This window comes from Mesorhizobium sp. P2_E7, from assembly GCF_056403855.1.
Genome location: NZ_JBFUER010000001.1, coordinates 2,147,147 through 2,173,064, shown reverse-complemented (window position 1 = coordinate 2,173,064; position 25,918 = coordinate 2,147,147). Strand labels below are relative to the sequence as shown.

The following is a 25,918-nucleotide window of genomic DNA, read 5'->3' as shown; positions in this document are numbered from 1 at the left end:
CTGCTGGTTCCTTCTCCCCGAACGGGGAGAAGGAAATTGTCGCAGCCGTCGGCATGTTCATCTTCGCCAAGGCGCCTTACGGCGCCTTGATCTCCATCATGCCGGTGGCGGTGCGGGCCGAATATTGCGGCCGGTACATGTCCTCCACCGTGGCTGCCGGGTGGGCATAGGTGCCCGGCGTCACCGCACGCACGACATAGGCCAGCATGATGTTGCGGTCGCCGTCGCCGTCATTGGGGTTGAATGCCGCGACGAAACGGTCGTCTCGGAATTCGAGATGGGCAGCGTCGGTCTGCGCCAGCCAGGTGAAGTTCGACAGCTGGGCGCTGGAAACCAGGCCCGGATTGTCGATTTCGAAGCCGGCCGGCAACAGGTCGGTGATCAGCAGGCGCGACGGCCAGCGGTTCTGCTCGTAGATCTTGAGCACGACCACGTAGCGTTCGTTCTGCGTCGCCTCGGTGACGTTGGCCTCAGTGCCATCGAGCTTGTAGTAGGTGCGATCGATGGTGAAGCCGTCGCCACCGGCCGGCAAAGGCTCGACCGGCGAGGCGACCGTGGTGACAACCGCCTGCAGCGGCGTCGAGCCGGTGTTGGCGATGGTCAGCGGGCTGTCGGCGATATCGCTGCCGCTTACTTGAGTGGAATAACCACCGGCATGCGGCGCGCCGTTGACCGACAGCTTGATCGAGTCGTTGCCCGACTTCAGCGCACGGGCCGCCAGCAGCATCCAGGACTCGTCCTGCGTGCTGGTCCAGCGGGCATCGGCGCGTTCCCTCGCCACCAGCTTGATCAACTCCGGCACGATGGTCGGCACCGGCTTCGATTCGGCGGCGAGCGCCAGGATCGCGGCGCCGTCACGCAGCCGCGAGCCATAGTCGGACCGGTAGTAGTCGTACTCGGTGGTCGCCTTGGCCAGCTGCAGCGCCGTCTGGAAGGTCGCTTCCGAACGCTGCGCGTCGCCGTAGAGCGCCAGGCTCGCCGCCAGCTGGGCGACGGCCATCGGGCTCGAGAAGGCTTCCAGCTTGGTGTCGGCGTAGTAGCGCAGATCGCCGACCGAGGCCTTCTTGTTGCGAGCCAGGACATAGAGCGCGTAGGCGATTTCGCTGCCGCGGTCCTGAACGTCCTGGTCGTAACCGACCGAGTTCTGCAGGTTGCTCAGCGCCTGGCTCATCGCCAGGGCCGGCACGTCGTAGTTCTGCTCGCGCGCCCGGGTCAGGAAGTCCGTGACATAGGAGTCGAGCCACAGGTCGCCGGAGCCCGGACCCCACAAGCCGAAGCTGCCGGCAGAAGCCTGGTAGCTCAGCACCTTGTAGATGGCGGCCTGGACGCGGTCGTGCAGATCGGGGTCGCTTGCCATGCCGATGGAGGACGCCAGATCGTTGACGTAGAGCAGCGGCATGGCGCGGCTGGTGGTCTGCTCGGCGCAACCATAGGGGTAGCGGTCGAGCGTCATCAGCAGCGACGGCACGTCGAAGGCGGCTGCCTGCGAAACGCCGACGCTGACCGAGGCGCCGTCGAGCAGGCTTGCCGCGAGCAGTTCCTTGTCGACGCGCAGCGAACCGCCATTGCCCTTGAGGTCGACGACCAGCCGGGTGGTGACCGGCAATTGCGCCGGACGCACCGGCACATAGAGCGTCTGTTCGACGGCGGTGCCGTCGCCATGGGCGAGCTTGATGGTGATCGAGGCATTGCCCGCGGTCTGTGCAATCAGCGGCACGGTCAGCGTCTGGCGCTTGCCCTTGGCCAGCGTCAGCTTTTCGGGCAGCGGCTTGTCACCGGTCGAGAGGTCGCCTGTCGTTGCGATCGACAGGGCATAGTCGCCTTCCGGGCCGTCCGTGTCGGCAACGTCGAGCCGCATGACGGCGGCATCGCCGGGCGCCAGGAAGCGCGGCAGGCCGGCAGTGATCACCACCGGATCGCGGACAATGACGTCGGTCGTGGCATGGCCGACGGCATCGTTGGTCCAGGCGACAGCCATGACGCGCACGGTGCCGTTGAACTGCGGGATATCGAAGTCGATCCTTGCCTTGCCGTCGGCGTCGAGCTGGACCGGGCCGGAGAAGAAGGCCACCAGCTTTTCGGTTGGCGGGCTGCCTTGCGTCTGCATGGCGGCGCCGTCACCGCCGGTCCTGAGCTTGCCGGTGGTGCCGAGCGAGCCGTCGATGAGGCGGCCATAGATATCGCGGACTTCAAGCCCCAGCATGCGCTGGCCGAAATACCAGTCCTCCGGATCCGGCACCTTGTAGTTGGTGAGGTTCAAAATGCCGACATCGACGGCCGCGACCGTGACATAGGCATTGCTGCCAGGCGCCACGCCGGCGACCGAAACGGGGATCGACAGCTGCTGGCGCGGCATGGTCTTGTCCGGCGGCGTCAAGGTGACGGCGAGCTTCTTCGAGCCCGGATCGACCGTCAGCCATTTCACGCCGATGGCGCGCGCCGGCATGCGCGTCTCCTGCGCATCGCCGGGGCGGAACAGGGTTGCGGTGATGTAGGCGCCGGCACCCCAGTCGTCGCCGACGGGGATGTCGACCGTGCTGCCGCCGGCCGGAACGGTTGCCGTGACGGTTTTGAGCAGCTTGTCGGCGCCGATGGTGACCAGCAGTTCGCCGGCAAAATGCGGCGACACTTTCAGCTTGGCCACTTCGCCAGCGGCATAAGCGTCCTTGTCGAGGGCGATTTCGAGCCCGTCGGGCGTTTCGGTGGAGGTCGAAGAGACATACCAGCCGGCGTCGAACTCATAGCTGGTTGCCGGACCCTCGGGGTCGGCGGTCTCGATCTCGAGCCGGTACTGGCCCCAGTCGACTGGCATCGTCACGGTCGCCTCGGCATCGGCGTTGAGGTCGACGGTGCCGTTGGCGATCGACTTGGTGAAGGTCACCGGCTCGTAGTTCCAGGAGTTGTTGGAGCGGTACCACTGGTAATTGCGTTCGACCTTGACCAGCGACCACTGTGCGCCTTTCAGCGTTTCGCGCTTGCCGTCGGGGTCGACCGCGATCAGGCTGAACTTGGCGGTGCCGCCCTGCGGCACTTCATTGTCCTCGAAATCAGGGCGGATGCCGATCATGTGGCCTTGCGGGCGGATGCCGATGTTGAGCGAGCGCTCGATGGCGCGACCGCCGGTTTCGCGCATGCGCACGGTCACCTTGGCGTCGACCAGCTTGGTCGTCGCGGGCAACTGATCGACCGTGACCGGGAAGGTCGCCTTGCCGTCATCGCCGACCACGGGAAGACCGGTGAACGGGGTGACCGAAGGCTCGGCCGACTGTTCGTCGGCGAGGCCGAACGAATAGCCGGCGAAACGGTCCCAGTCGCGCGCTGTCGACAGCGTCAGTTCGCCTTCCAGTGCCAGGCCGGCAGCCGGCGCGCCATAGAGGAAGCGGCCGTCAATGTTGATGTTGGCTGTTTCGCCCTGGGCGATCTCCTGCTTGTCGGACTTCATGTCGAATTCGATGCGATCCGGCACGAAGTCTTCGACCAGGAACATCTGGCTGGAAACGGCGGCCTGCTTGGGATCGGTGTAGATCGACACCGTCCAGGTGCCACGCATGGCGTTGGCTTCAAGCGGCAGGTCGACGGCATAGCCGCCGGCCGAGACGCCGTCGGCGACAATGCGGCGGTTCTCGACGCCGTCGGGACGGGTGAAGATGAAGGTCAGCGGCAGGTTCTCGACCGCCTTGGAGGCGCCGTCACGGGCAAGGGCCGCGACATGCACATCCTCGCCGGCGCGGTAGATGCCGCGTTCGGTCCAGGCATAGACATCGAGCGCGCCAGGTGCGGCACGTCCGGAGACGCCGCGATCGGAAAGATCGAAGCCGGCGCGGCCCATGTCGAGAAAGACGAAGTCGTTGTCGCCCTGCTTGGCCATCAGCACGGCAGGCACCATGCCGCCGTCGCCGCGCGTCAGGCCGGGGTTGAAGACGGCGTGGCCTTCAGCGTCCGACGTTGCGGTACCAAGGATTTCATTGTTCCTGGCCAGCAGCGTCAGTTCGGCGCCGGCAATTGGCTTGGCGGTGCCGAGCGAGCGGGTGAAGACATTCAACCCGTCCTGGCCGGTATAGGTCGACAGACCGATGTCGGAGACGACGAACCACTGCGTGGCAAGCGAATTGTAATCGTCGTCGTCGCCATTTGCGTTGACCGGTTGCGCGGTCAGCACGTAGACGCCGGGCTTGCGCTGAGGCAAGGCCTCGTCGACCGGGAACGAGGTGGTGACGTCCTTGTTGAGGTCGTTGGCGATGTCGAGCTGGCCCTGCCAGACCGGCTCGCCCATCTGGTCGGAAATGCTTGAGATGTCGTAGCCGTCGAGCTGCTTCAGGAACTGGTAACCGGACAGAAGCTGCGCCAGCGAACGATCGCCGATGCGGTAGAGCTTCATCTGCGCGGCGGTCATGTTGACGGTCACGACCGGAATGCCGCGGCGGGCGCCGGCCGGCAGCACGAAGCTGTCGCCGGTGAAGCGGGCGGACGGCGCGCGGTCCTGGACATAGATAGACAACACCACCGGGGCGGCGGTGACCTCGCCGATAGCCGCCGGCAGGCCGGCGCGGAAGGTCACTTCGTAATGCTGGCCATGTTCCAGGCCTTCGACGCAGATCTGCTTGTCCTTGGCTTCGACGCCCTTGGGCGGCTGGTTGTCGACGGTGACGAACTGGGCGTAATCGACGCCGGTCTTGACCAGTTCCTCGGAAAACTGCGCGCAGATGCGCGGCGCGCTGGTGTCGGCGTCGACCGAATGATCGATGACGCGGAAGCCCTTGCGGGCCTTGAGGTCCTCATATTCGGCCTTGACTGCCGGCGAACTGACCAGGGCGAGGCTCGCTTCATAGGCCTGCAGGGCCGGACGGTAGAGATCGCGGCGGTCTAGGCCGTTGCCGAGCAGCGCCAGCACTTCCGCGCGGGTCTTGGTGGTGCGCAGCAGTTTGTAGGCGTTGATGGCGGCGGAGGTGCCTTTGACCGGCAGATTGTAGGATTCGGAGCTGCCGCTAGCCGGCTGTATGGCCAACGTTTCGCGCGCCAGGCCGAGCCAGAGCTGGCCGTCATCGGGCAGGACCGAAACCGCGGCCTCGTATTTGTTCATGGCCTGGCCATGGTCGCCGGTCAGCGCGGCCTGTTCGGCCGCGGCGCGGAGCGCTTCCAGGCCCTCGGTCGGCTTGTCATAGGCCGGATCGGTCAGCTTGTTGCGGTATTGCTGGGCCTGGTCGTCCATCCAGTTGGGAAAGAAAGTGAGTGCCGGCGGGGCGCCGATATCGGGGTCGCCATCGACGTTGACGACCTTGCCGGCAACCGCACCACTGAACGGTTTCAACTGGTTATAGTCGGATTTGAGAAAGCACCATTTGGCCTTGGTGTTGTAAGTAAAGGCGCGGCAGGCGGGGTCGCCGAGGCATGTGGTCTTGCACTGATCTAGGCTGACATTCTGGTCCGATCTGAGATCGAAACCGAAATAGTCGGAATTGTTTGAGGTCACCACCCGGCGGGCTTCTGCCGCTTGCGCGATAGCTCCCCAGGCGAAAAAGAGAAGGATCAGGATAGACAGACCACGAGCCGCGCGCATTGCCATAACACCCTCCAGACACTGCTGACGTCCAAGGCTTGTTCAAGCTTCAGTCAAGCTTGTCAACACGAGGACGGGCAGGTTTCCGCCTGCCAACGGTTCCCAAGCCGGCCAATGACCGGTATGCCGATAGTTCATCCACAGGGAAAGGGATCACGCTTTCTTGCGGCAACGCAAAAGGTGTGAATTCCAAGCCCTGCCTATTTCAGACAATTGGATTGTGGCCCCTTTACGAGCGCTTCAAAACTTCATTCCAATTTTAGTTTTGTAACCTAGGTTGTCTTAATGCCGGCGTGTGAAGCGCAGATGTCGAAAGGAACCGCGCCACGGCGTGCGCTTTGGCGCGCGCTGATTTTGGCGTTGGTGTGTTCGACCGTGCTCGCCGCCGAATCGGGATCGGCGGCCGCCTTCGAGATTTTCGGCATCAAATTGTGGGGTTCGTCCAACGACGAGGACGCCGATATCGTCGACCCGCTGCGCTATTCGGTCAGCATCGAAGTTCCCGATGCCGACAAGGATCTGGTCAAGAAGCTCGAAAACGCCTCGACGCTGAAAGCCGACGAGGGTCGCCCGGTCTCCGGTTCGCTCGGCCTGCTGGCCAAGGCGCGCAGCGACCGCGAGCAGCTGGTCGCGGCGCTTTATGCGGATGCCCGCTATGAAGGCGTCGTCACCATCACCATCCAGGGCAAGGCGCTCGACGATTTGCCGCCGGACGCCGAATTCACAGGTCCGCAGCCGATTCCGGTGGTGATCAGCATCGCCAGCGGGCCCAGATTCACGCTCGGCAACATCCGGCTGGAAGGCGATGCGGCTGGGCTGGCGAGCGCCGATTTCGGCCTGATCGCCGGCGGCGATGCCGGTTCGGGCGCTGTGCTCAAGGCCGAGGCGCTGATCGTGCGGGCGCTGAAGCAGGAGGGCCGGCCGCTGGCCCGTGTAACCGACCGGCAGATCGTCGCCGAGCACAACACTTCGACGCTCGACGTGACGCTGACGGTGGCCGCAGGTCCGGTAGCCGGCTATGGCGACACCACCGTCGAGGGCACCGAGAAGGTCGATCGCGAGTTCACCGAATACATGACCGGGCTGAAACGCGGCCGGCAATATTCGCCTGACGAGATCGACGATGCCCGCGACCGGCTGCTTGGGCTCGAAGTGTTCAACAGCGTCACGCTGAAGGAAGCCGAGAAGCTAGACGCCGACGGCAACATCCCGATCGGCGTCCAGGTCAGCGAGCGCAAGCCGCGCTATTTCGGCGTCGGTGGCACCGTCTCCAACACCGAAGGGCTTGGCCTCGAAGGCTATTGGGGCCATCGCAATCTGTTCGGCCGGGCCGAAAAGCTGCGTATCGACGGCAAGATCAGCGGCATCGGCAGCAATGATCTCGGCGAACTCAACTACAATGCCGGCATCATGTTCGAAAAGCCGGGCGTGGTTGGGCCAGCCTCGAAATTCATCGCCAGCGTCAAGACCGTGTTCGAACATCCCGACGCTTACGACCATTTCTCGGTCAAGGGCAGCACCGGCCTGTCCTATGACATCGACAAGAAGCAGACGGTTTCGGTCGAAATCGCGCTCGACTATTCCAGGGTCACCGACGCCTTCGGCAAGCACAATTACCTGATCGCCAGCATTCCGCTGCAATATGTCTATGATAACAGGGACAACCGCCTCAATCCGACCAGCGGCTTCAGGGTGCTGGCCTATGCCGAGCCGAGCTACGACATTATGAGCGGTGCTGCCTTCCTCAAGCTGAAGGGCGAGGGGTCTGCCTATCAGTCGGTCGATACGGCTTCGAAATTCGTGCTCGCCGAACGCGTTGCGGTGGGTTCGATCGTCGGCACCAGCCTCGAACATGTTCCGGCCGACCGGCGCTTCTATTCCGGCGGCGGCGGTTCGGTGCGCGGCTATTCCTACCAAGGCATTGGTCCGAGGGACATAAACAACAAGCCGATCGGCGGGCTGTCCTTCTTCGAGACATCGGTCGAGATGCGCATCGCGATCACCGACACGATCGGCATCGTGCCGTTCGTCGACGCCGGCACTGTCTCGACCAAATCGACGCCCGACTTTTCCGACATGAAGGTCGGCGCCGGCGTCGGCTTGCGCTACATCACGCCGTTCGGGCCGCTGCGCATCGACGCCGCGCTGCCGCTCAACCGCGAACGTGGCGATCCGCGTTTCGGCATCTATGCCGGCATCGGACAGGCGTTCTGACGATGAAGATTTTGAAACGCATCCTACGCCTCTTTTTCTACACGCTGCTGATCGTGTTGGCGGCGGCCGTCGGCGCGCTGGTCGTGCTGACAAAGACCGAGCGCGGCCGTGAAAATCTTGCCGGCATCATCTCGTCTATGGCCTCATCGGGGGACAGCAAGGTCACGGTCAGCGGCATTGATGGCATCTGGTCGGGCGCGTTGACGGTCGACCATGTCGTGCTGGAAGACCGCAACGGCGCCTGGCTGGTGGCGCGAAAAGTGGCCGTCGACTGGTCGCCGCTGGCGCTGCTGTCGAAGAATTTCAGCGCCGACCGTATCGCTGCCGAGCGCATCGAACTGGCGCGGCTGCCGGTGGCGAGCACCGAGCCGAGCAAAAGCGGGTCGGGCGGTCTGCCGGTTTCGCTCGATATCAGAGAAATCGATCTGCCGGAGATCGCGCTCGGCCAGCAACTTGCCGGCAGCGGCATTGCCGAACTCGCCGCCAAGGGATCGGCCAAGGTCGATGCATCTCCGCTGGCGGTCCAGACGGTGCTCAACATCACCCGCCATGACGGCAAACAAGGCAATGTCGACGCCAACATCCACTTCGCGCCTGATGAGAACAAGCTCGACCTCGACCTCAAGGCATCCGAGCCCGTCGGCGGCATCATCGCCAATCTGCTCAAACTGCCCGGCGCGCCGCCGGTCAACATCGTCGTCTCCGGCACCGGGCCGCTGGCCAACTGGAGCGGCGTCGGCACTTTCATGGTCGACGGACAGATCGTCACCCAGCTCACCGGCCGTCATCAGCTGACCGACAAGGGCAACCGGATCGAGGCCAAGGGCGACGGTTCGTTCGAAGGTTTTCTGCCGGAACAGTTCAAGTCGCTGTTTGCCGGCAAGACCAGTTTCGACCTCGCCGGCACCGCGACCACGGCCGGCGGCGTCGACATCGAGCGAGCCACGATCGAGAGCGGCGCCATCCACGGCGCCGCCTCAGGCATGGTCGATCCGAAGGGCGCCAGTGACCTTTCGGTCGAACTCACTTCCAAGGCTGAGCCGGTCACGGTCAATGTCGGCACCCCGGCGCAGCCGATCATGGTCGCCATCAACAATGTCACCGCGCGCGCGTTCGGCGATGGCAAGGCGCCGATGATCGACGCCAGCGCTTCGCTTGTCTCGGTGGTGGCGGGCGGCTCCCAGGTGAACAATCTGGATGCGCAGATCCATTCCGACGGTTTTGATATCGAAAACCGCGCCGGCCCGGTGAGCGTATCGCTGTCGGCAGCCGGCCTGAAGACCGACGTGGCGACGCTGGCGCCGCTGATCACCGGCAAACTGACGGCCTCTCTGGCCGGCACGATCAGCAAGGATGAGATATCGCTCGACGAAGGCACGCTGCGCAGCGATGCGCTCAATGCCGGGCTGACCGCCAAGGTCAGTTTGGCCGACCTCGCCATGACGCTGAAGATGAATGCCGATGCGGTGTCGACAGCGCTGCCGCCGCAGATCAGTTCGCTGCTTGGCGAACGGGTCAAGTTCTCGGCGACCGCGACCCGCGATCCACAGGGCGCGTTTGCCGCCAATTCGATCGAACTCACCTCCGGTTCGCTCAGCGCCAGCGGCACGGCCAGCGCGCAAGGGAGCGACATCCAGGCCGATATCAAGGGCAAGCTCGGCGACGTCTCGGTGCTGTCTTCGCTGGTTGGCGTGCCGGTCGCCGGCGGCGTCGATTTCGCGCTGACGGCAAGCGGCGCGCGCAACGCACCGGATTTCAGCGTTTCGGCTGACAGCGCCAGCCTGACGGCGTCGGGGCGCACGGTCAAGGACATCAAGCTGACCGCATCCGGCAAGGCGGACATCGCAAGTCCGGCAGCGCAAGTCTCGCTGACCGGCTCGGTCGACGAGCAGCCGCTCGCGGTCAAAGCGGCGCTGGTGACGAGCAACGGCAAGCGTTCCATCAACGGGCTCAGCGTCGCGCTGGGCGACAATAAGGTGTCTGGCGATCTCGCGCTGGACGATCATTTCCTGCCGCTGGGCACGCTGACGATTAGCGCTCGCGATATCGCGCCGCTAGCTTCGCTGGCCGGGCAGACGGTAGCCGGCGATATTGGCGGCACCGTCGTCTTTGCCAAGGACGGGGAGACGCCCACCGTCACCATCAATGCGGCCAGCGTGTCGATTGCGCGCGGCGATGTGGCGGCCAAGGCAATCACCGTCAGCGCGCTGATCGCCAACTATCTCAACAGCCCGGCGATCTCCGGCACGATCAAGGCCGACAGCGTGACCTCGGGAACGACCGTCGTCCGCGGTATCGGCGTCGACCTGAAGCGAGACGGTGACTGGACCAATTTCACGGGTGGCGCCACCATCGCCGGCATCCCGGCGACGGCTGCCGGGCGGGCGAAGATCGCCGGCGGCACGACCAGCGTCGAAATCGCGTCCGGCGAGGCGACGGTGCGCGGCATCAAGGCGGCGATCACCGAGCCATCGAGCCTGACGATCGCCGATGGCGTGACCAGCATTCAAAGGTTGGTGGTCGATCTCGGCGGTGGGTCGGTGACGCTCTCCGGCACGACAGGCCAGACGCTCGATCTGGCGGCGACCTTCTCGGCCTTGCCGGCGGCCCTTGCCAATGATTTTTCGCCAGGCCTCGACGCTGCAGGCACGCTTGACGGCACCGCGCAAATCACCGGGTCGTCGGGAAACCCGGACATCCGCTTCAATGCAAAGCTGGCCGGCGCCGGGACCAGCCAGACCCGCCAGGCCGGGCTCGGTCCGCTCGATCTCGATGCAGCCGGCAGCTATTCGATGGCTGGCGGGGTCGTCCTTGATCAGGCGACGCTGTCGGGCGAAAAAATCTCTGGCAAGGCGGCCGGCACCATCAACCCGAACGGCGCCAGCGATTTCGCAATCGACCTGACGTCGTCCGGTCCGAGCCTGCCGCTGACGCTTGGCAGCACTGAGAGCCCGATCAAGCTCGAATTGCAGGCGCTGTCGGTGAAGGCGGCGGGGCAGGCTGCGCAAGCCAAGCTTGATATCTCGGCGGTGCTGCCTTCGGTGGCGACGAATGACACCAAGGTCGAAGGCATCACGCTGGCGCTGCACTCCGATGCATTCGATGTGAAAAGCCGCACCGGTCCTATCACGGGCACGGTGACGGCGAACAAGATCGGGCTGAAAAATCCAACCATCGCGCCGCTCATTGCCGGCAAGGTCACCGCCAAGGTCGCTGGCAGTCTGGCGGCTGACGCCATCACCATCGACAGCGGTTCGGTACAGGGCGATGCACTGGGCGCAGCCTTCAATGGCCGCGTCTCGTTCGCCGACGGCGCCATCGACCTCAACCTCAATGCCGATGCCTTGTCGGCGGCGCTGCCTGCGGCGGCGCGCGGCTTGCTGGCGGAGCGCACTAAACTCAGCGCCACGCTGAAGCGGGATGCCAACGGCAATGTCACCGCCAGTCCGGTCAAGCTGGTGTCGGGCGCGCTGACCGCTGACGGCCAGGCCAGCCTCGCCGACAACAAGGTCAGCGCCGACATCAAGGGCGCTCTCTCCGACGTCTCGCTGCTGTCGAAAGACGCCAAGGGCGCCATATCCTTTGCGCTCAACGCGCAGGGGCCGAGCCTGGCGCCGGACCTGTCGCTGACGGTCAACAGCGACCGGCTGCTGGTGGCGGAACGCGAAATCACCGGGCTGAAGCTGACGGCCACTGGCAAGGCCGATGCCGCCAGTCCGGCGGCCAATGTGCAATTGACCGGCAATGTTGCGGGGCAGGCGCTGCAAGGCAGTGCGGTGCTTGCCACGGCCGACGGCAAGAGCGCCATCAATGGCTTGCTGCTGTCGCTGGGCAAGAACAAGATTTCCGGCGACCTCGCGCTCGACGAGGCTTTCGTGCCGGTCGGCACCATTGCGCTCGACCTGCCCGACATCGGACCGTTGGCCGCACTTGCGCTGGAAAAGGCCGAAGGCGACGTGCGCGGCACCATCACCTTCTCCAAGACCGCGGACGGCCCCAACGTCGCCGTCAAGGCTGCGACAGCATCGATCACCCGCGGTGACCTGCAGGCGAAGACGGTGTCGATCGATGCGCTGGTCGCCAACTATCTCGCCGCCCCGGTCATCTCCGGCAAAATCCGCGCCGACAGCGTCATCTCCGGCGGCACCGCCATCAGCGGCATCGATGTCGATCTGAAGCGCGACGGCGACTGGACCGGCTTTTCCGGCGGCGCCACCGTCAAGGGCATCCCGGCCAAGGCCGTGGGCCGGGTGAAGGTGGCCGGCGGCACGACCACCATCGAACTCGCTTCCGGCCAGGCCACGGTGCAGGGCATCAAGGCGGCCATCGCCCAGGCTTCGACCATCAGCATCGCGAACGGCACGACGACGCTGGACAGGCTGGTGCTCAATCTCGGTGGCGGCACGGCGACGGTGACCGGCAAGGTCGGGCAGGCGCTCGACATCAATGCCGCGCTCTCGAAGGTCCCGGCGTCGCTGGCCAACAGTTTCTCGCCCGGCCTCGATGCCGCCGGCTCGATTTCCGGGACAGTGAAGGTGACGGGCGCGCCAGCCAATCCGGCGGTTGCCTTCAATATCGACGCCGGCGGTGTGCAGACATCGCAGACGCGTGGCGCCGGCCTTGGCGGCATGACCGTTTCTTCCTCCGGAACGTTCGCCAGCAAGAAACTCACCTTCAACGCCGATATCAGCGATGGCGCCGGGCTCGGCCTCATCGGCGGCGGCAGCGTCACCACAGCGGGAACGCCGGCGCTGGTGCTCGACTTCAACGGCAAGGTGCCGTTTTCCTTCCTCGCCGCCAAGCTCGCCGCGCAAGGCCTGTCACTGAGCGGCACGGCCAACGTCAATGTCCAGGTGCGCGGCCCAGCGACATCGCCGGTGATCGGCGGCACGGTCAGCACGTCCGGCGCCCGCCTGGTCGATGCGCGCTCGGGCCTTGCGGTCAACGACATTGCCGCCGACGTTTCGATCGGCAATGGCGTTGCCCGGATCAACCGGCTGACCGGCACGCTATCGACGCGCGGCAGCCTGTCGGCCAGCGGCACGGTCGGCATCAATCCGGCGCAAGGTTTTCCGGCGGACCTGTCGATCAAGCTGGTCGATGGCCGCTACACCGACGGGCGTGTCGTGACTGCCAATCTCGGCGGCGATCTGACCATCAAAGGCCCGCTGACCTCGGCGCCGGTGATTTCGGGCACCGTCAACCTGGCCAAGACCGTCATCACCGTTCCCGAGAAGCTGCCGGGCTCGCTGGCCGCGCTCGGCGTCAAGCACAAGAACGCGCCCGCCAGTGTGCGGGCGCAGGACAAGGCCTTGCGCCCGGCCGCTGCCAGCGGTGGTGGCGGCAGCGGGCTCGTCCTCGACGTCACCGTCAATGCGCCGAACCAGATCTTCATCCAGGGCAGGGGTGTCGACGCCGAGCTCGGCGGCTCGCTGAGGCTGACCGGCCCCGCGGCTTCGCCGCAAGCGGTCGGCACCTTCACCTTGCAGCGCGGGCGGCTGTCGATCCTCGGCAAGCGGCTGACCTTCACCGAGGGCACGGTCGGCTTTTCGGGCTCGCTGGTGCCCTATCTCAATTTGACCGCGACCTCGACAACGACCAGCACCACCGTCACCATCGTCGTGTCGGGCGAGGCGACCAATCCGAAATTCACCTTCTCCTCTGTGCCGGCGCTGCCGGAGGACGAGGTGCTGGCGCAGCTGATTTTCGGCCGTTCGATGTCGAACCTGTCGCCGCTGCAGATCGCCCAGCTGGCCGAGGCGGCCGGGCAACTGGCGGGCGTCGGCGGCTCGACCTCGCTGCTCGAAAACCTGCGCAGCGCAATCGGCGTCGACGATCTGGATGTAACCACGGACGATCAGGGCGGAACTGCCGTGTCGGCGGGCAAATACCTCAACGACCGCACCTATGTGACGATCCAGAAGGGCGACAAGCCGGGCTCGGGCAAGGCGACGATCGATCTGAACGTCGGGCGCGGCGTCAAGCTGCGCGGCGAGGCCAATGATGGCGGCGAGGCCAAGGGCGGCATCTTCTACGAAAAGGAATATTGAGCCTCTGGCCCTTACCACGGCCGGCGCTGGCGCTGTCTTAAGCTGCCCAAATGTATCAATTTAATCGCCTAAGAAAGATTCAGGCGGAATCTGGGCGCACTAGCAAATTTGCGTCAAGACTGTCGCTATCGCGCGAACCGCTCTCCTTCCAAAGTTGCACATTCCCTAACATGTTCCCATCCATGCCGTCTTTGACATCACGGCAGGGATGCGGAATGGTAAAAGGCGGAAAGCCAACAATGGGAGTTAAGTCATGACAATCTACAAGAGTAATGGCGATCGCGTTCCCGATCATATCGTGGCCATGGCCGAAGAAGCCAAGGCAGGTAGGGTCGATCGCCGCGAATTCCTCGCTCTGGCCAGCGTCTTCGGCGCGTCCACGGCGATGGCCTATGGCATGCTCGGACTGGTAGACCCGACGCCGGCCAAGGCAGAAGAAGTTCAGGGCAAGAAAGGCGGCATCCTGAAGGTCGCCCAATGGATCAAGGATCCCAAAGATCCGCGCAAGGCCGACTGGTCGGAAATAGCCAATGCCGAGCGCCAGGCGCTTGAGCCGCTGGTCAAGTACACGACCGAATACACCTTCCGGCCCTATCTGCTCGAGAGCTGGGACGTCAACGACGACGCCACGCAGTACACGCTGCATGTGCGCAAGGGCGTGACCTGGAACAACGGCGATGCCTTCACCGCCGATGACGTCATCTTCAACCTCAAGCGCTGGGCCGACAAGAAGGCCGAGGGCAATTCGATGCCTGGCCGCCTCGGCTCACTGGTCAAGGACGACAAGCTCGACGAAAGTGCCGTCTCCAAGCCGGACGACCACACGGTCGTGCTGAAGCTCACCAAGCCCGACATCGCGCTGATCCCCAACATGTGCGACTACCCCGGCCTGATCGTTCACAAGAGCTTCGACGAAAAGGGCGGCGACTTCAAAGCCTGCCCGATCGGCACCGGCCCGTTCGAGCTGGTGTCCTACGATGTCGGCCAGAAGGTGGTCTACAAGCGCCGTGAAGACAACAAGTGGTGGGACGGCGAGGTCTTCCTCGACGGCATCGAATTCATCGACTACGGCACTGATCCGGCGGCCATGGTCAGCGCTTTCGAGGCTGGCGAAGTCCACACCAATTTCGAGACTTCGGCGGACTACGTGTCGATCCTCGACGGCCTGGACCTGGTAAAGTCGGAAGTCGTAACCGCGGCAACCATCGTGTGCCGCACCAACGTCAGCAACAAGCCGTACGACAACCAGAAGGTTCGTCAGGCCTTGCAGCTCGGCGTCGACAACGCCGTGGTCCTGCAGCTTGGTTACGGCAATGCCGGCACCGTCGCCGAGAACCACCACGTCTGCGCGATCCATCCGGAGTATTTCGAACTGCCGAAGATCGCCCGCGATCCGGCCAAGGCCAAGGCTTTGATGGCCGAAGCCGGCCAGGCCGATTTCGAGCATGAGCTGATCACCGTCGACGAGGACTGGCACAAGAACACCGGCGACGCCATCGCCGCCCAGCTTCGCGACGCCGGCATCAAGGTGAAGCGCACGGTGCTGCCGGGCTCGACGTTCTGGAACGACTGGACGAAGTACCCGCTGTCGATGACCAACTGGAATATGCGCCCGCTCGGCGTCCAGGTGCTGGCCATCGCTTACCGGACCGGCGAGGCATGGAACGAAGCTGCCTGGTCGAACCCGGACTGGGATGCCAAGCTCAACGCGGCGCTGTCGGTCGCCGACGCTGCGAAGCGCAAGGAAATGATGAAGGATATCGAGCAGACGCTGCAGGATTCCGGCATCATCATCCAGCCCTACTGGCGCAAGCTCTACAGCCACTCGGTCAAGGCGGTGCAAAACTACAAGATGCACCCGACGTACGAGCGCGACTACGGCAAGATCTGGCTCGAACAGGCCTGATCGGACAGATTGGGAGGGGGCGGTTCGCCTCCTCCCCATCACTCCTCGCAGGGGTCCAGGACCTGAAGCCGGCGCAGCAAAAAGTTGCGGACTCTTCAGCAAGGACCATGCAATAAAACAGGGTTGATCGCATTCGAGGGCCGGTTTGAGGGCCAACTCTGCCGGCAACGGCAAAGCTGGTTGTTCAAGCTGGCTCCAACCCCAACCAGACCGGCAGGGGACCGCCATGCTTTCTTTCGTAATCAGGCGCCTGGGCACCATGGCATTGACGATGCTGTGCCTGACGATGATCGTCTTCTTCCTGATCAATCTCGAGCCGAATTTGAAGAAGCTGGCGATCAGCCAGACAGAAATGCACACCTCCGCCGAGCAGCTCGAAAGCTGGCTGGTCAACCATGGCTACCGGCAGAACTTCTTCGCGCGCTACAGCCAGTGGCTGGGTGTCCTGCCCAAGCAGCCGGTGACCGATCCGGTGACGGGCAAGCCGACGCAGCGGTTTTCCTTCTGCAATGAACCGCTGGAACCGAAATTCTCCGGCATCCTGGAAGGCGATTTCGGCTGTTCGACCAAATTCAAGACCACCGTTGCGTCAAAGCTCTTTCCCGCACTCGGCGCCACCGGCATCCTGATGCTTTGCGTGCTGGCGGTGATGGTGCCGATTTCGCTGCTGATCGGCATTTTGGCCGGCATGCGCGAGGGCTCGCGAACGGATCGAACGCTGTCCGTCGCCTCGATCGCCTCGACGGCGACGCCCGAATATGTGTCGGGCGTCATCTTCACCGTCATCTTCGCCTCCTGGCTCGGCTGGCTGAACGGTTCGGCCGCCTCGGCCAGCCAAGGCATCACCTTCTACAATTTCACCCTGCCGGTGATGACGCTGGCGATCTACGGCATCGGCTATATCGCCCGCATGACGCGCGCCTCGATGGTCGAGGTGATGACGCAGCAATATATCCGCACCGCCCGCCTGAAAGGGCTCTCCTTCGGCAGCGTCGTGGTCAAGCACGCGCTGCGCAACGCGCTGATTGCGCCCTTCACCGTCATCATGCTGCAATTCCCCTGGCTGCTCACCGGCGTCGTCATCGTCGAGGTGATGTTCCGCTATCAGGGCTTTGGCTACACGCTGGTCGAGGCTGCCGGCAACAACGACATCGACCTTCTGCTCGGCTGCTCGCTGGTCTCGGTGTTCATCGTCTTGATCACGCAGCTTATCTCGGATGTCGGCTACGCGTTCCTCAATCCGCGTATCAGGGTTCAATAGGGGTCTGGGCAGATGCAGGTCGAATATATCGGCGCCTTCAACATCGTGCTCGGCGTGATTGCGCGCTTCTGGCCGGTCTGGCTGGGGCTTGCCCTGGTGATGGGGGCGAGCTTCACCTACAAGAAAAGGCTCGGCCTATACGGCCAGCTGTTCGACAGCGGCGTCGGCATTGTCGGCGTCGGCATCTGCCTGTTCTGGCTGTTCACCGCGATCTTCGCGGCGACCGTCGCGCCCTTCGACCCGCTTTCCCAGGTGCCGATCATGAAGGACGCGCTGCCGGGCGGGATCGAGCCGGTGTCGAAACTCATCTACTATTTCGGCGGCGACAAGCTCGCCCGCGATGTCTTCTCGCGCATGGTCTATGGCAGCCAGATCGTGCTGATCATCGCACCGGCGGCGACGGGGTTCGCGCTGATGGTCGGCATCACGCTCGGCTTGCCCGCCGGCTATTACGGCGGCAGGATCGACACCGTGCTGTCGTTCCTGGCCAATCTGGTGCTGGCTTTCCCGGTGATCCTGCTGTTCTACCTGCTGGTGACGCCGGGCATCATGGACACGCCCATCCCCTACGCCATGGCCGGGCTGTTCTTCCTGTTCCCGATCATCTTCTTTTCCGTGCTGTTCTGGACCCGCTACAAGAACCGCCCGGACCGGCTCTACATATTGCTCGGGCTGACGCTGGTCATCGGCGGCTGGGTCTATGCCGGCCTGGTCTTCGATGCCGATCCGTTCAAGGTCATCCACATCGATCCGAACCAGCTCAACATCTTCGTGGCGGTGGTGTTCGCCTCCAGCCCCGGCGTGTTCCGCATCGTGCGCGGCCTGGTGATGGACATCAAGACGCGCGACTATGTGGCGGCGGCGCAGACGCGCGGTGAATCGCCCTGGTACATCATGCTGTGGGAAATCCTGCCCAATGCGCGCGGACCGCTGATCGTCGATGCCTGCCTGCGCATCGGCTACACCACGATCCTGCTCGGCACGCTGGGGTATTTCGGTCTCGGCCTGGCGCCGGAGAGCCCGGATTGGGGCACCGCGATCAAGGACGCCAGCCGCCTGCTGCGCTCCTTCATCCACCCGGCGCTGCCGCCGACGATCGCGCTGATGTCGTTCGTGCTGGGGCTGAACCTGCTCGCCGACTCGCTGCGCGAACAATCGATGAAAGACTGATCTGCGGGTTTTGGCCCGACGCATGAAAATAGGATTGGAGCGACCCATGAATGAGGCAGTTCGAAATCCCGGCGAACCGATCATCGAGATCGAGAACCTGTCGATCTCCTTCTTCACCCGCAAGGGCGAGATCCCTGCCGTCATGGACTTTTCCTGCACGGTCATGCCCGGCGAGGCCATGGGCATTGTCGGCGAATCCGGCTGCGGCAAGTCGACCGTGTCGCTCGGCATCATGCGCGACCTCTCCAACATCGGAAAGATCGTCGGCGGCCGCATCAAGTTCCAGGGCAAGGATATGGGCGAGCTCTCCGACGAGGAGCTGCGTGCCATCCGCGGCAACAAGATCGCCATGATCTACCAGGAGCCTATGGCCAGCCTCAATCCGGCGATGAAGGTCGGTCAGCAATTGATGGAAGTGCCGCTGATCCACGACAAGGTGTCGAAGGAAGAGGCCTACACCCGCGCGCTCGACATGGTGCGGGCGGTGAAGCTGCCCGATCCCGAGCGCATGATGCGCTCCTATCCGCACCAGCTCTCCGGTGGCCAGCAGCAGCGCATCGTCATCGCCATGGCGCTCTTGTCAAAGCCGGCGCTGCTTTTGCTCGACGAGCCGACGACGGCGCTCGACGTGACGGTGGAAGCGGGCATCGTCGAACTGGTCAAGGGGCTGGGCGAAAAGTTCGGCACGTCGATGATCTTCGTGTCGCACAATCTCGGCCTCATCCTCGAGACTTGCGACCGCATCACGGTGATGTATTCGGGCGAGGCGGTCGAGACCGGCAAGATCAAGGACGTGTTCGACCGGATGCGTCATCCCTACACGCAAGGGCTGTTCCGTTCGATCCCGCTGCCGGGCGCCGACAAGAACTCGCGGCCGCTGATTTCCATTCCCGGGCAATTGCCGCTGCCGCATGAGCGGCCCAAGGGCTGCAATTTCGGCCCGCGCTGCCACCATTTCGTCGAGGGCGTCTGCAACGCCGCCGAAATCCCGATGATCGAGGTCGCCGGTCACGAAGGCCATTTCTCGCGTTGCGTGCGCTTCAACGAGATCGACTGGGAAGCGTTGCCGCCCGGCGCCAAGAAGGTCAATGAAAAGGTCGTGCCCGGCGATCCGGTGCTCAAGATCGAAGACCTCAGGAAATACTACAAGGTCGGCGGCAGCGAAGTGTTCGGCTCGAGCGAAGGCCGCGTCGTCAAGGCCAATGAGACGATCTCGTTCATGGCGCGCGAATCCGAGACCGTCGCCATTGTCGGCGAGTCCGGCTGCGGAAAATCGACGCTGGCCAAGGTGCTGCTCGGCCTGGAGACGGCAAGTTCCGGCACCGTGACGCTCGGCAACAAGCAGATCCAGTCGACCGGCATCGAGAAGCGCAGCGTCGATACGGTGTCGTCGATCCAGATGGTGTTCCAGAACCCGTTCGACACGCTCAATCCCAGCCACTCCGTCGGCTCGCAGATCATCCGTACGCTGGAAAAATTCAATGTCGGCAAGACGGTCGCCGACCGGCGCAAGCGCATGCTGGAACTGCTCGACCTGGTGAAGCTGCCGCGCGCCTTCGAGACGCGCAAGCCGCGCCAGCTCTCGGGCGGCCAGAAGCAGCGCATCGGTGTGGCGCGCGCCTTTGCCGGCGATGCCAAGGTGGTGGTGGCCGATGAGCCGGTCTCGGCCCTCGACGTCTCGGTCCAGGCGGCGGTGACCGAACTGCTGATGGACATCCAGCGCAAGAACAAGACGACGATGCTGTTCATCAGCCACGATCTGTCAGTCGTGCGCTACATCGCCGACCGCGTGGTCGTCATGTATCTCGGCTATATCGTCGAGCAAGGCACGACCGACCAGATCTTCGCGCCGCCCTACCACCCCTATACCGAGGCGCTGCTGTCGGCGATCCCGATTGCAGACACCAGCGTGGTCAAGAAGCACATCGTGCTGGAAGGCGACATCCCATCGGCGATGAACCCGCCGAGCGGCTGCCCGTTCCAGACGCGCTGCGGCTACAAGAAGCTGGTGCCGGACAATCTGTGCGAAACCAAGGTGCCGCCGGTCAAGCATCTCGGCGACGGCCATATGAGCCTGTGCTGGCTATCGGACGATGTGCTGGCGACGATGGAGCCGGTGATCAAGTTCGACAAGGAGCACGCGGCGCATGAAGGCGTGCCGGAAGACGCACCCCATATCACTGGGCCAGGTTCGACAGGAACAGCGCCCAAGCGGCCGCGAGGCAAATCGTCGACCGCGGCAGCGGACGAGATCGGCGATGCCGTGGAGCAGGGCCAGGCTGGGATGCGAGTCCGTCGCCTCAAAGTAGTCGACGAGACTTCCGAAACCGGTGTCAAGAAGCCGAAAGATACGACAAGGCGGCACTGAACCGGAAGGGTGCTAGTTTTCGCATTGCCGTAGCTGCGCGTTCAGTTGCTGCATTGCTGCAACTGAACGGCATAGTCGCGGGCCATCTTTTCGGTCGCCCGCGCATAGCCCTGCACGCCGGCATCGCCGCGGTTGCCGCGGCCATAGGCGGTCCAGCCGAGATAATAGGCGAGGTAGAGATTGTAGGTGTCGTTGCGGGCGACGCCGAAGGTGTCGGCGGTTTTGGAATGATACCAGCCGACGAAATCGACGGCATCGGCAAACTTGGTCCGCCGCGCCCCCCAACTGCCGGTTTCGCTCTGGTATTGCGACCACGTGCCGTCGAGCGCCTGCGAGAAACCGGTGGCCGAGGAGACGTGCTTCCACGGAATGAAGCCGAGCAACTTGGTACGCGGCGGCCTGGCATTGCTCTTGAAGCCGGATTCCTTGCGCACCGTCGCCATCAGCACGGGGACGGGGATGCCGTATTTCTGCGAGGCGCGCTCGGCCGCCGCCTGCCAGTTGTCGAACCAGCCGTCATTCTGGTCGAAGACAGCGCAAACATTGTTGATGTGGTTGGGCGGCGTCGCGCAGGCCGACAACGCCAGCAGCACACCAACCGCTACAATTTTACTAAAACTCGACCTACGCATGGGAAGACGAATAGGCCGAAATCATAAAGGGAATCTTGCAGCGTTTCTTAACGGGTTGCCGGCCCGGCTCCGCCGGTGATAGCTGGTATCATTATTCCGACGCTTTACGTCGCTTTTGTTTCCACGATAATTCAAAAATGCCGCCTTGGCTAAAATCACGCCCGCGAAGGGCGGATTTCTGACAGCCGTATCCGGATGCTGGCGTTCTGATGCCGGCATGAATGAACCAAGACGCAAGCGCGGCGCCGAGCGCACCAGCAACAGGGGGCCGTCGGCCATCCCGCAACTGCCGCTCAGGCGGGTGACCAATCCCTACCCGCCGATGGCAATGCTGTCGGCCGACCAGATCGAGGCGATCCATCAGGCCTCGATGCACATTCTGGAAAATTTCGGCATCGAGGTGATGTCTCAGCGGGCGCTGTCGCTGTTCGAGAAGGCGGGTGCCACGGTCGATCATGCGACGGCGAATGTCCGCATTGACAGGGGCCTTGTCGCCGAGGCGCTGAAGACCACGCAGTCCAGCTATCGGCTGACGCCGCGCAATCCGGCCAACGCCATCCATCTCGGTGGCAACACGATCAATTTCACGCTCGTCGCCGGGCCACCCAATGTGCACGACATGGAGCGTGGCCGCCGCGCCGGCAATTTGCGCGACTATGCCGATCTCACCCGGCTGGCGCAGCATTTCAACTGCATCCACATGCTTGGCAACCAGGTCTGCGCGCCGGTGGAGCTGCCCGCCAACACCAGGCATATGGACACCTATTTCACCAATCTGACGCTGACCGACAAATCCTTCCATGTCTCGGCGATCGGCCGCGGCCGGGCGCTGGACGGCATCGAGATGATGGCGATTGCGCGCGGGCTGACGCTGGACGAGATGCGCGACGACCCCGGTATCGCCACCATCATCTCGGTCAACTCGCCGCGCCGCTTCGACGAGATGATGGCCGAAGGGCTGATGACCATGGCTGAGTTCGGCCAATCGGTGGCGGTAACGCCGTTCACGCTGATGGGCGCAATGAGCCCGGTGACGCTCGCCGGCGCGCTGGCGCAGCAGAATGCCGAGGCGCTGTTCGGCGTGGTACTGACGCAGCTGGTGCGCCCCGGCGCACCGGTGATGTACGGCGCCTTCACCTCCAATGTCGACATGAAGTCGGGCGCGCCTGCCTTCGGCACGCCGGAAAACACCAAGGCCAACATTGCCTCGGGGCAATTGGCGCGGCGCTATTCTCTGCCCTACCGCACCACGCCCGGTTCGGCCTCCAACGCCGCCGACGCGCAAGGCGCCTATGAGACGCTGATGGCGCTGTGGGGCGCGGTGCTCGGCCACGGCAACCTCGTCTACCACGCCGCCGGCTGGCAGGAGGGCGGGCTGACGGCATCGTTCGAAAAGCTCATCATCGATGTCGAGATGATCCAGCACATGATGGAGTTTCTTCGGCCGATCGTCGTCGACGAGGCGGAACTGGCGGTCGAGGCGCTGGGCGCGGTGCCGACCGGCGGCCATTTCTTCGGCGAACCGCACACGCTGGAGCGCTATGCCACCGCCTTTTACCAGCCGATGCTGTCCAACTGGCAGAATTACGAGGCATGGCAGGAGGCGGGCGGCCTCGATACGACGGCGCGCGCGACGCGGCTGTGGAAGAAGGCGCTGGAAGACTATGTCGAGCCGGTGATGGATCCTGCCGTGCGTGAGGCGCTGGAGGCCTATGTGACCAAGCGCAAGGAAGCGATCGGGCAGGGCGAGCCGTGATGCTTCCCATCCTGATTCACCTTATCCCCCAAACCTATTGATATCAGAGAAAAATCCATGAAATCGCATGCAAAGGTGGTGGTCATTGGCGGCGGCGTCGTCGGATGCTCGGTGCTGTTCCATCTGGCCCGTCACGGCTGGACCGATGTCGTGCTACTGGAGCGCGATGAGCTGACCTCCGGCTCGACCTGGCATGCGGCCGGTGGCATGCACACCATCAATGGCGACCCCAACGTTGCCAAGCTGCAGAAATACACGATCTCGCTCTACAAGGAGATCGAGGAGTTGTCGGGCCAGGCGACCGGCGTGCATCTGACCGGCGGCGTGCTGCTGGCGGCGACGGAGGCGCGGCTCGACTGGCTGCGCGGCGTTGTCGCCAAGGGCCGATATCTCGGCATCGACCTCGAGGAAATCTCGGCCAGTGAAGCGGCCGAACTGATGCCGCTGCTCGACCCGAAACAGTTCGTCGGCGCCGTCCGCAACAAGGAGGACGGCCATCTCGATCCCTCCGGGGTGACGCACGCCTATGCCAAGGCCGCGCGGAAACTTGGGGCGGAAGTGGAGCGCTTCACCAAGGTCGAGGACATCGTACGCAGGCCTGACGGGATGTGGCGTGTCATCACCAACAAGGGCGAGGTGGTGGCCGAGCATGTCGTCAATGCCGGCGGCCTGTGGGCGCGCGAGGTCGGCCGCATGGTCGGGCTGGAACTGCCGGTGCTGGCCATGGAGCACATGTACCTGATCACCGAAGACATGCCCGAGGTCGCGGCGTGGAACGCCAAGACCGGAACGGAGATCATCCATGCCGTCGATTTCGACGGTGAGCTCTACCTGCGCCAGGAGCGCGGCGGCATGTTGATGGGCACGTATGAAAAGGCCAACAAGGTCTGGTCCGAGTTCTCCACACCGTGGAATTTCGGCCATGAATTGCTGGAGCCTGACATCGACCGCATCGCCCCGTCGCTGGAAGTCGGCTTCAGGCACTTCCCGGCCTTCGAGAGAACCGGCATCAAGCAGATCATCAACGGGCCCTTCACCTTCGCGCCGGACGGCAATCCGCTGGTCGGGCCGGTGCGTGGGTTGCCGGGCTTCTGGGTCGCCTGCGGCGTCATGGCGGGCTTTTCGCAAGGCGGCGGCGTCGGTCTCGCGCTGTCCAACTGGATGATCGAAGGCGATCCCGGCGCCGACATCTGGGCCATGGATGTCGCGCGCTATGGCGACTGGGCGACGATGGCTTACACCAACGCCAAGGTGCGCGAGAATTATTCGCGCCGTTTCTCCATCCGTTTCCCCAATGAGGAACTGCCCGCCGGCCGGCAGCTGAAGACGACGCCGATCTACGATTTGTTGTCAGCCAAGGGCGCGCAATGGGGCGTTTCCTATGGGCTGGAGGTGCCGCTCTGGTATGCGCCGGAGGGCGTCAAGGACGAATTTTCGTGGCGGCGGTCCAGTGACTTCATCCATGTCGCGAAAGAGGTCGCGACGGTCCGTGACGGCGTCGGCCTGGCGGAGATTTCCAACTTTGCCAAATACAAGGTGACAGGCGAGGGGGCTGCCGCTTGGCTCGATCGCATTTTCGCCTGCAAGCTGCCCAAACCCGGTCGCATGACGCTGGCGCCGATGCTGAAGGATGACGGCAAACTGATCGGCGACTTTACGCTGGCCAACATTGGTGACGGCGCGTGGTTCATCGCCGGCTCCGGCATTGCCGAGCAGTATCATATGCGCTGGTTCGAGGCGCATTTGCCTGAAAACGGCTCGGTGCGCATCGAGGCGGTCGGGCAGAACCTTACCGGTCTGGCGATCGCCGGGCCGAAGGCGAGGGAGGTGTTGGAAAAGGTCACCCGAGCCGATGTCTCCAATGCGGCGTTTCCGTTCATGGCAGTCGCCAAGATAGACATCGGCATGGCGCCGTGCCTGGTCGGCCGCGTCAGCTACACCGGCGATCTCGGCTACGAGATCTGGGTGGCGCCGGAATACCAGCGCGCCGCCTTCCAGGCGCTGATGGCGGCGGGCGCGGAGTTCGGCATTGGCCTGTTCGGCTCGCGCGCGCTCAATGCGCTGCGGCTGGAGAAAAATTACGGCTCATGGGCGCGTGAGTACCGGCCGATCTACGGGCCGCTGGAAGCCGGGCTCGACCGTTTCGTCGCCTATGGCAAGGACGCCGATTTTATCGGCAAGGCCGGCGCTCTGGCCGAGCGCAAGCAGGGCGGCAAGCTCAGGCTGCGCACCTTCATCCTGGATGCGGTCGACGCCGATGTCATCGGCGACGAGCCGATCTGGTTCGGCGGCGCGGTGCGCGGGTGGGTGACGTCAGGCGGCTATGCGCCTCATCCGAAAAAATCCGTCGCCCTCGGCTATGTGCCGAAGGAGATCGCCGACGAGAGCGACGGCTTCGAGATCGAACTGTTGGGCAAACGCCATGCCGCGCGCATGCAGGCGGCGCCGCTGTTCGATGCCAATTTCGAGCGAATGAGGGGGTGAGGGCTCACCCCCTGTCTCGCCTTAAGCGGGTCAGCCGTTGCGGCGGTTGTCGAGCGCGAAGGCGCCCGCGCCGGCAAACACCAGATAGAGGAAGATGAAGCAGAAGGAGATGGCAGCGTCGCCATTGTTGTTGATCGGGAAGAAGTCGCGCGGGTAATGCGCCATGAAATAGGCGATGGCCATCTCGCCGGCCAGCAGGAAGGCGACGGGGCGCGTGAGCAGGCCGAGCGCCAGCAGGATGCCGCCGGCGAATTCGAGAATGCCCGCCGTCGTCGTCAGCCCGTTGAGAGCGTGAGGCTCGGCGCTGACCGGAAAATTGAACAGTTTCTGCGAGCCATGCTCGATGAACTGCAGGGCCGTCACGATGCGCAGAACGCCAAGGGCCTGCGGTTGAAATCTGGCGAGACCGTCAAAAAGCTTCATCTAAAACTCCATTTTTCCAACCCTTCCGTCCGGCCATAGATTATCGCCCGACAGTGGACCATTCACTTCCCGTGGCCTGCCATCAACAATCGGTGAT

Annotated in this window: 11 protein-coding genes; 8 read left to right on the top strand and 3 right to left on the bottom strand. The window is 63.8% G+C overall.

Features of this window, described 5'->3' with window-relative positions; genetic code table 11:
* Positions 1–76: 76 nt before the first annotated feature.
* Complete coding sequence (locus tag AC1DYC_RS10930; protein ID WP_477406166.1) at positions 77–5,563, bottom strand: alpha-2-macroglobulin family protein; 5,487 nt, start codon at positions 5,561–5,563, stop codon at positions 77–79.
* 279 nt (positions 5,564–5,842) lie between these two features.
* Here AC1DYC_RS10930 and AC1DYC_RS10925 point away from each other — a divergent pair, with 279 nt between their 5' ends.
* From AC1DYC_RS10925 to AC1DYC_RS10900, 6 genes are all read left to right on the top strand, one after another.
* On the top strand, positions 5,843–7,771 hold the full coding sequence (locus tag AC1DYC_RS10925; protein ID WP_477406164.1) for an autotransporter assembly complex protein TamA: 1,929 nt from the start codon (positions 5,843–5,845) through the stop codon (positions 7,769–7,771).
* A gap of 2 nt (positions 7,772–7,773) precedes the next feature.
* Complete coding sequence (locus AC1DYC_RS10920; RefSeq protein WP_477406162.1) at positions 7,774–13,821, top strand: translocation/assembly module TamB domain-containing protein; 6,048 nt, start codon at positions 7,774–7,776, stop codon at positions 13,819–13,821.
* Between the two features lie 253 nt (positions 13,822–14,074).
* Positions 14,075–15,727: an ABC transporter substrate-binding protein gene (locus AC1DYC_RS10915; protein WP_477406160.1), complete on the top strand. Its 1,653-nt coding sequence runs from the start codon at positions 14,075–14,077 to the stop codon at positions 15,725–15,727.
* A 226-nt stretch (positions 15,728–15,953) separates the two neighbouring features.
* Positions 15,954–16,988 (top strand): ABC transporter permease, encoded by a 1,035-nt coding sequence (locus AC1DYC_RS10910; protein ID WP_477406158.1) that lies wholly within the window; start codon positions 15,954–15,956, stop codon positions 16,986–16,988.
* 12 nt (positions 16,989–17,000) lie between these two features.
* A complete protein-coding gene (locus AC1DYC_RS10905; RefSeq protein WP_477301066.1) occupies positions 17,001–18,158 on the top strand; it encodes an ABC transporter permease in 1,158 nt (385 codons plus the stop codon).
* 46 nt (positions 18,159–18,204) lie between these two features.
* Positions 18,205–20,526, top strand: coding sequence for a dipeptide ABC transporter ATP-binding protein (locus AC1DYC_RS10900; RefSeq protein WP_477301068.1), 2,322 nt, complete (start codon positions 18,205–18,207; stop codon positions 20,524–20,526).
* A 41-nt stretch (positions 20,527–20,567) separates the two neighbouring features.
* Here AC1DYC_RS10900 and AC1DYC_RS10895 read toward each other — a convergent pair whose 3' ends face one another.
* Positions 20,568–21,158, bottom strand: coding sequence for a transglycosylase SLT domain-containing protein (locus AC1DYC_RS10895; protein WP_477406156.1), 591 nt, complete (start codon positions 21,156–21,158; stop codon positions 20,568–20,570).
* Between the two features lie 217 nt (positions 21,159–21,375).
* Between AC1DYC_RS10895 and AC1DYC_RS10890 the strand changes: the two genes are divergently transcribed.
* A complete protein-coding gene (locus AC1DYC_RS10890) occupies positions 21,376–22,914 on the top strand; it encodes a trimethylamine methyltransferase family protein (RefSeq protein ID WP_477406154.1) in 1,539 nt (512 codons plus the stop codon).
* Between the two features lie 57 nt (positions 22,915–22,971).
* Positions 22,972–25,398, top strand: coding sequence for a GcvT family protein (locus AC1DYC_RS10885; RefSeq protein ID WP_477406152.1), 2,427 nt, complete (start codon positions 22,972–22,974; stop codon positions 25,396–25,398).
* A gap of 30 nt (positions 25,399–25,428) precedes the next feature.
* Here AC1DYC_RS10885 and AC1DYC_RS10880 read toward each other — a convergent pair whose 3' ends face one another.
* Positions 25,429–25,821: a DoxX family protein gene (locus AC1DYC_RS10880; protein WP_477406150.1), complete on the bottom strand. Its 393-nt coding sequence runs from the start codon at positions 25,819–25,821 to the stop codon at positions 25,429–25,431.
* Positions 25,822–25,918: the final 97 nt, after the last annotated feature.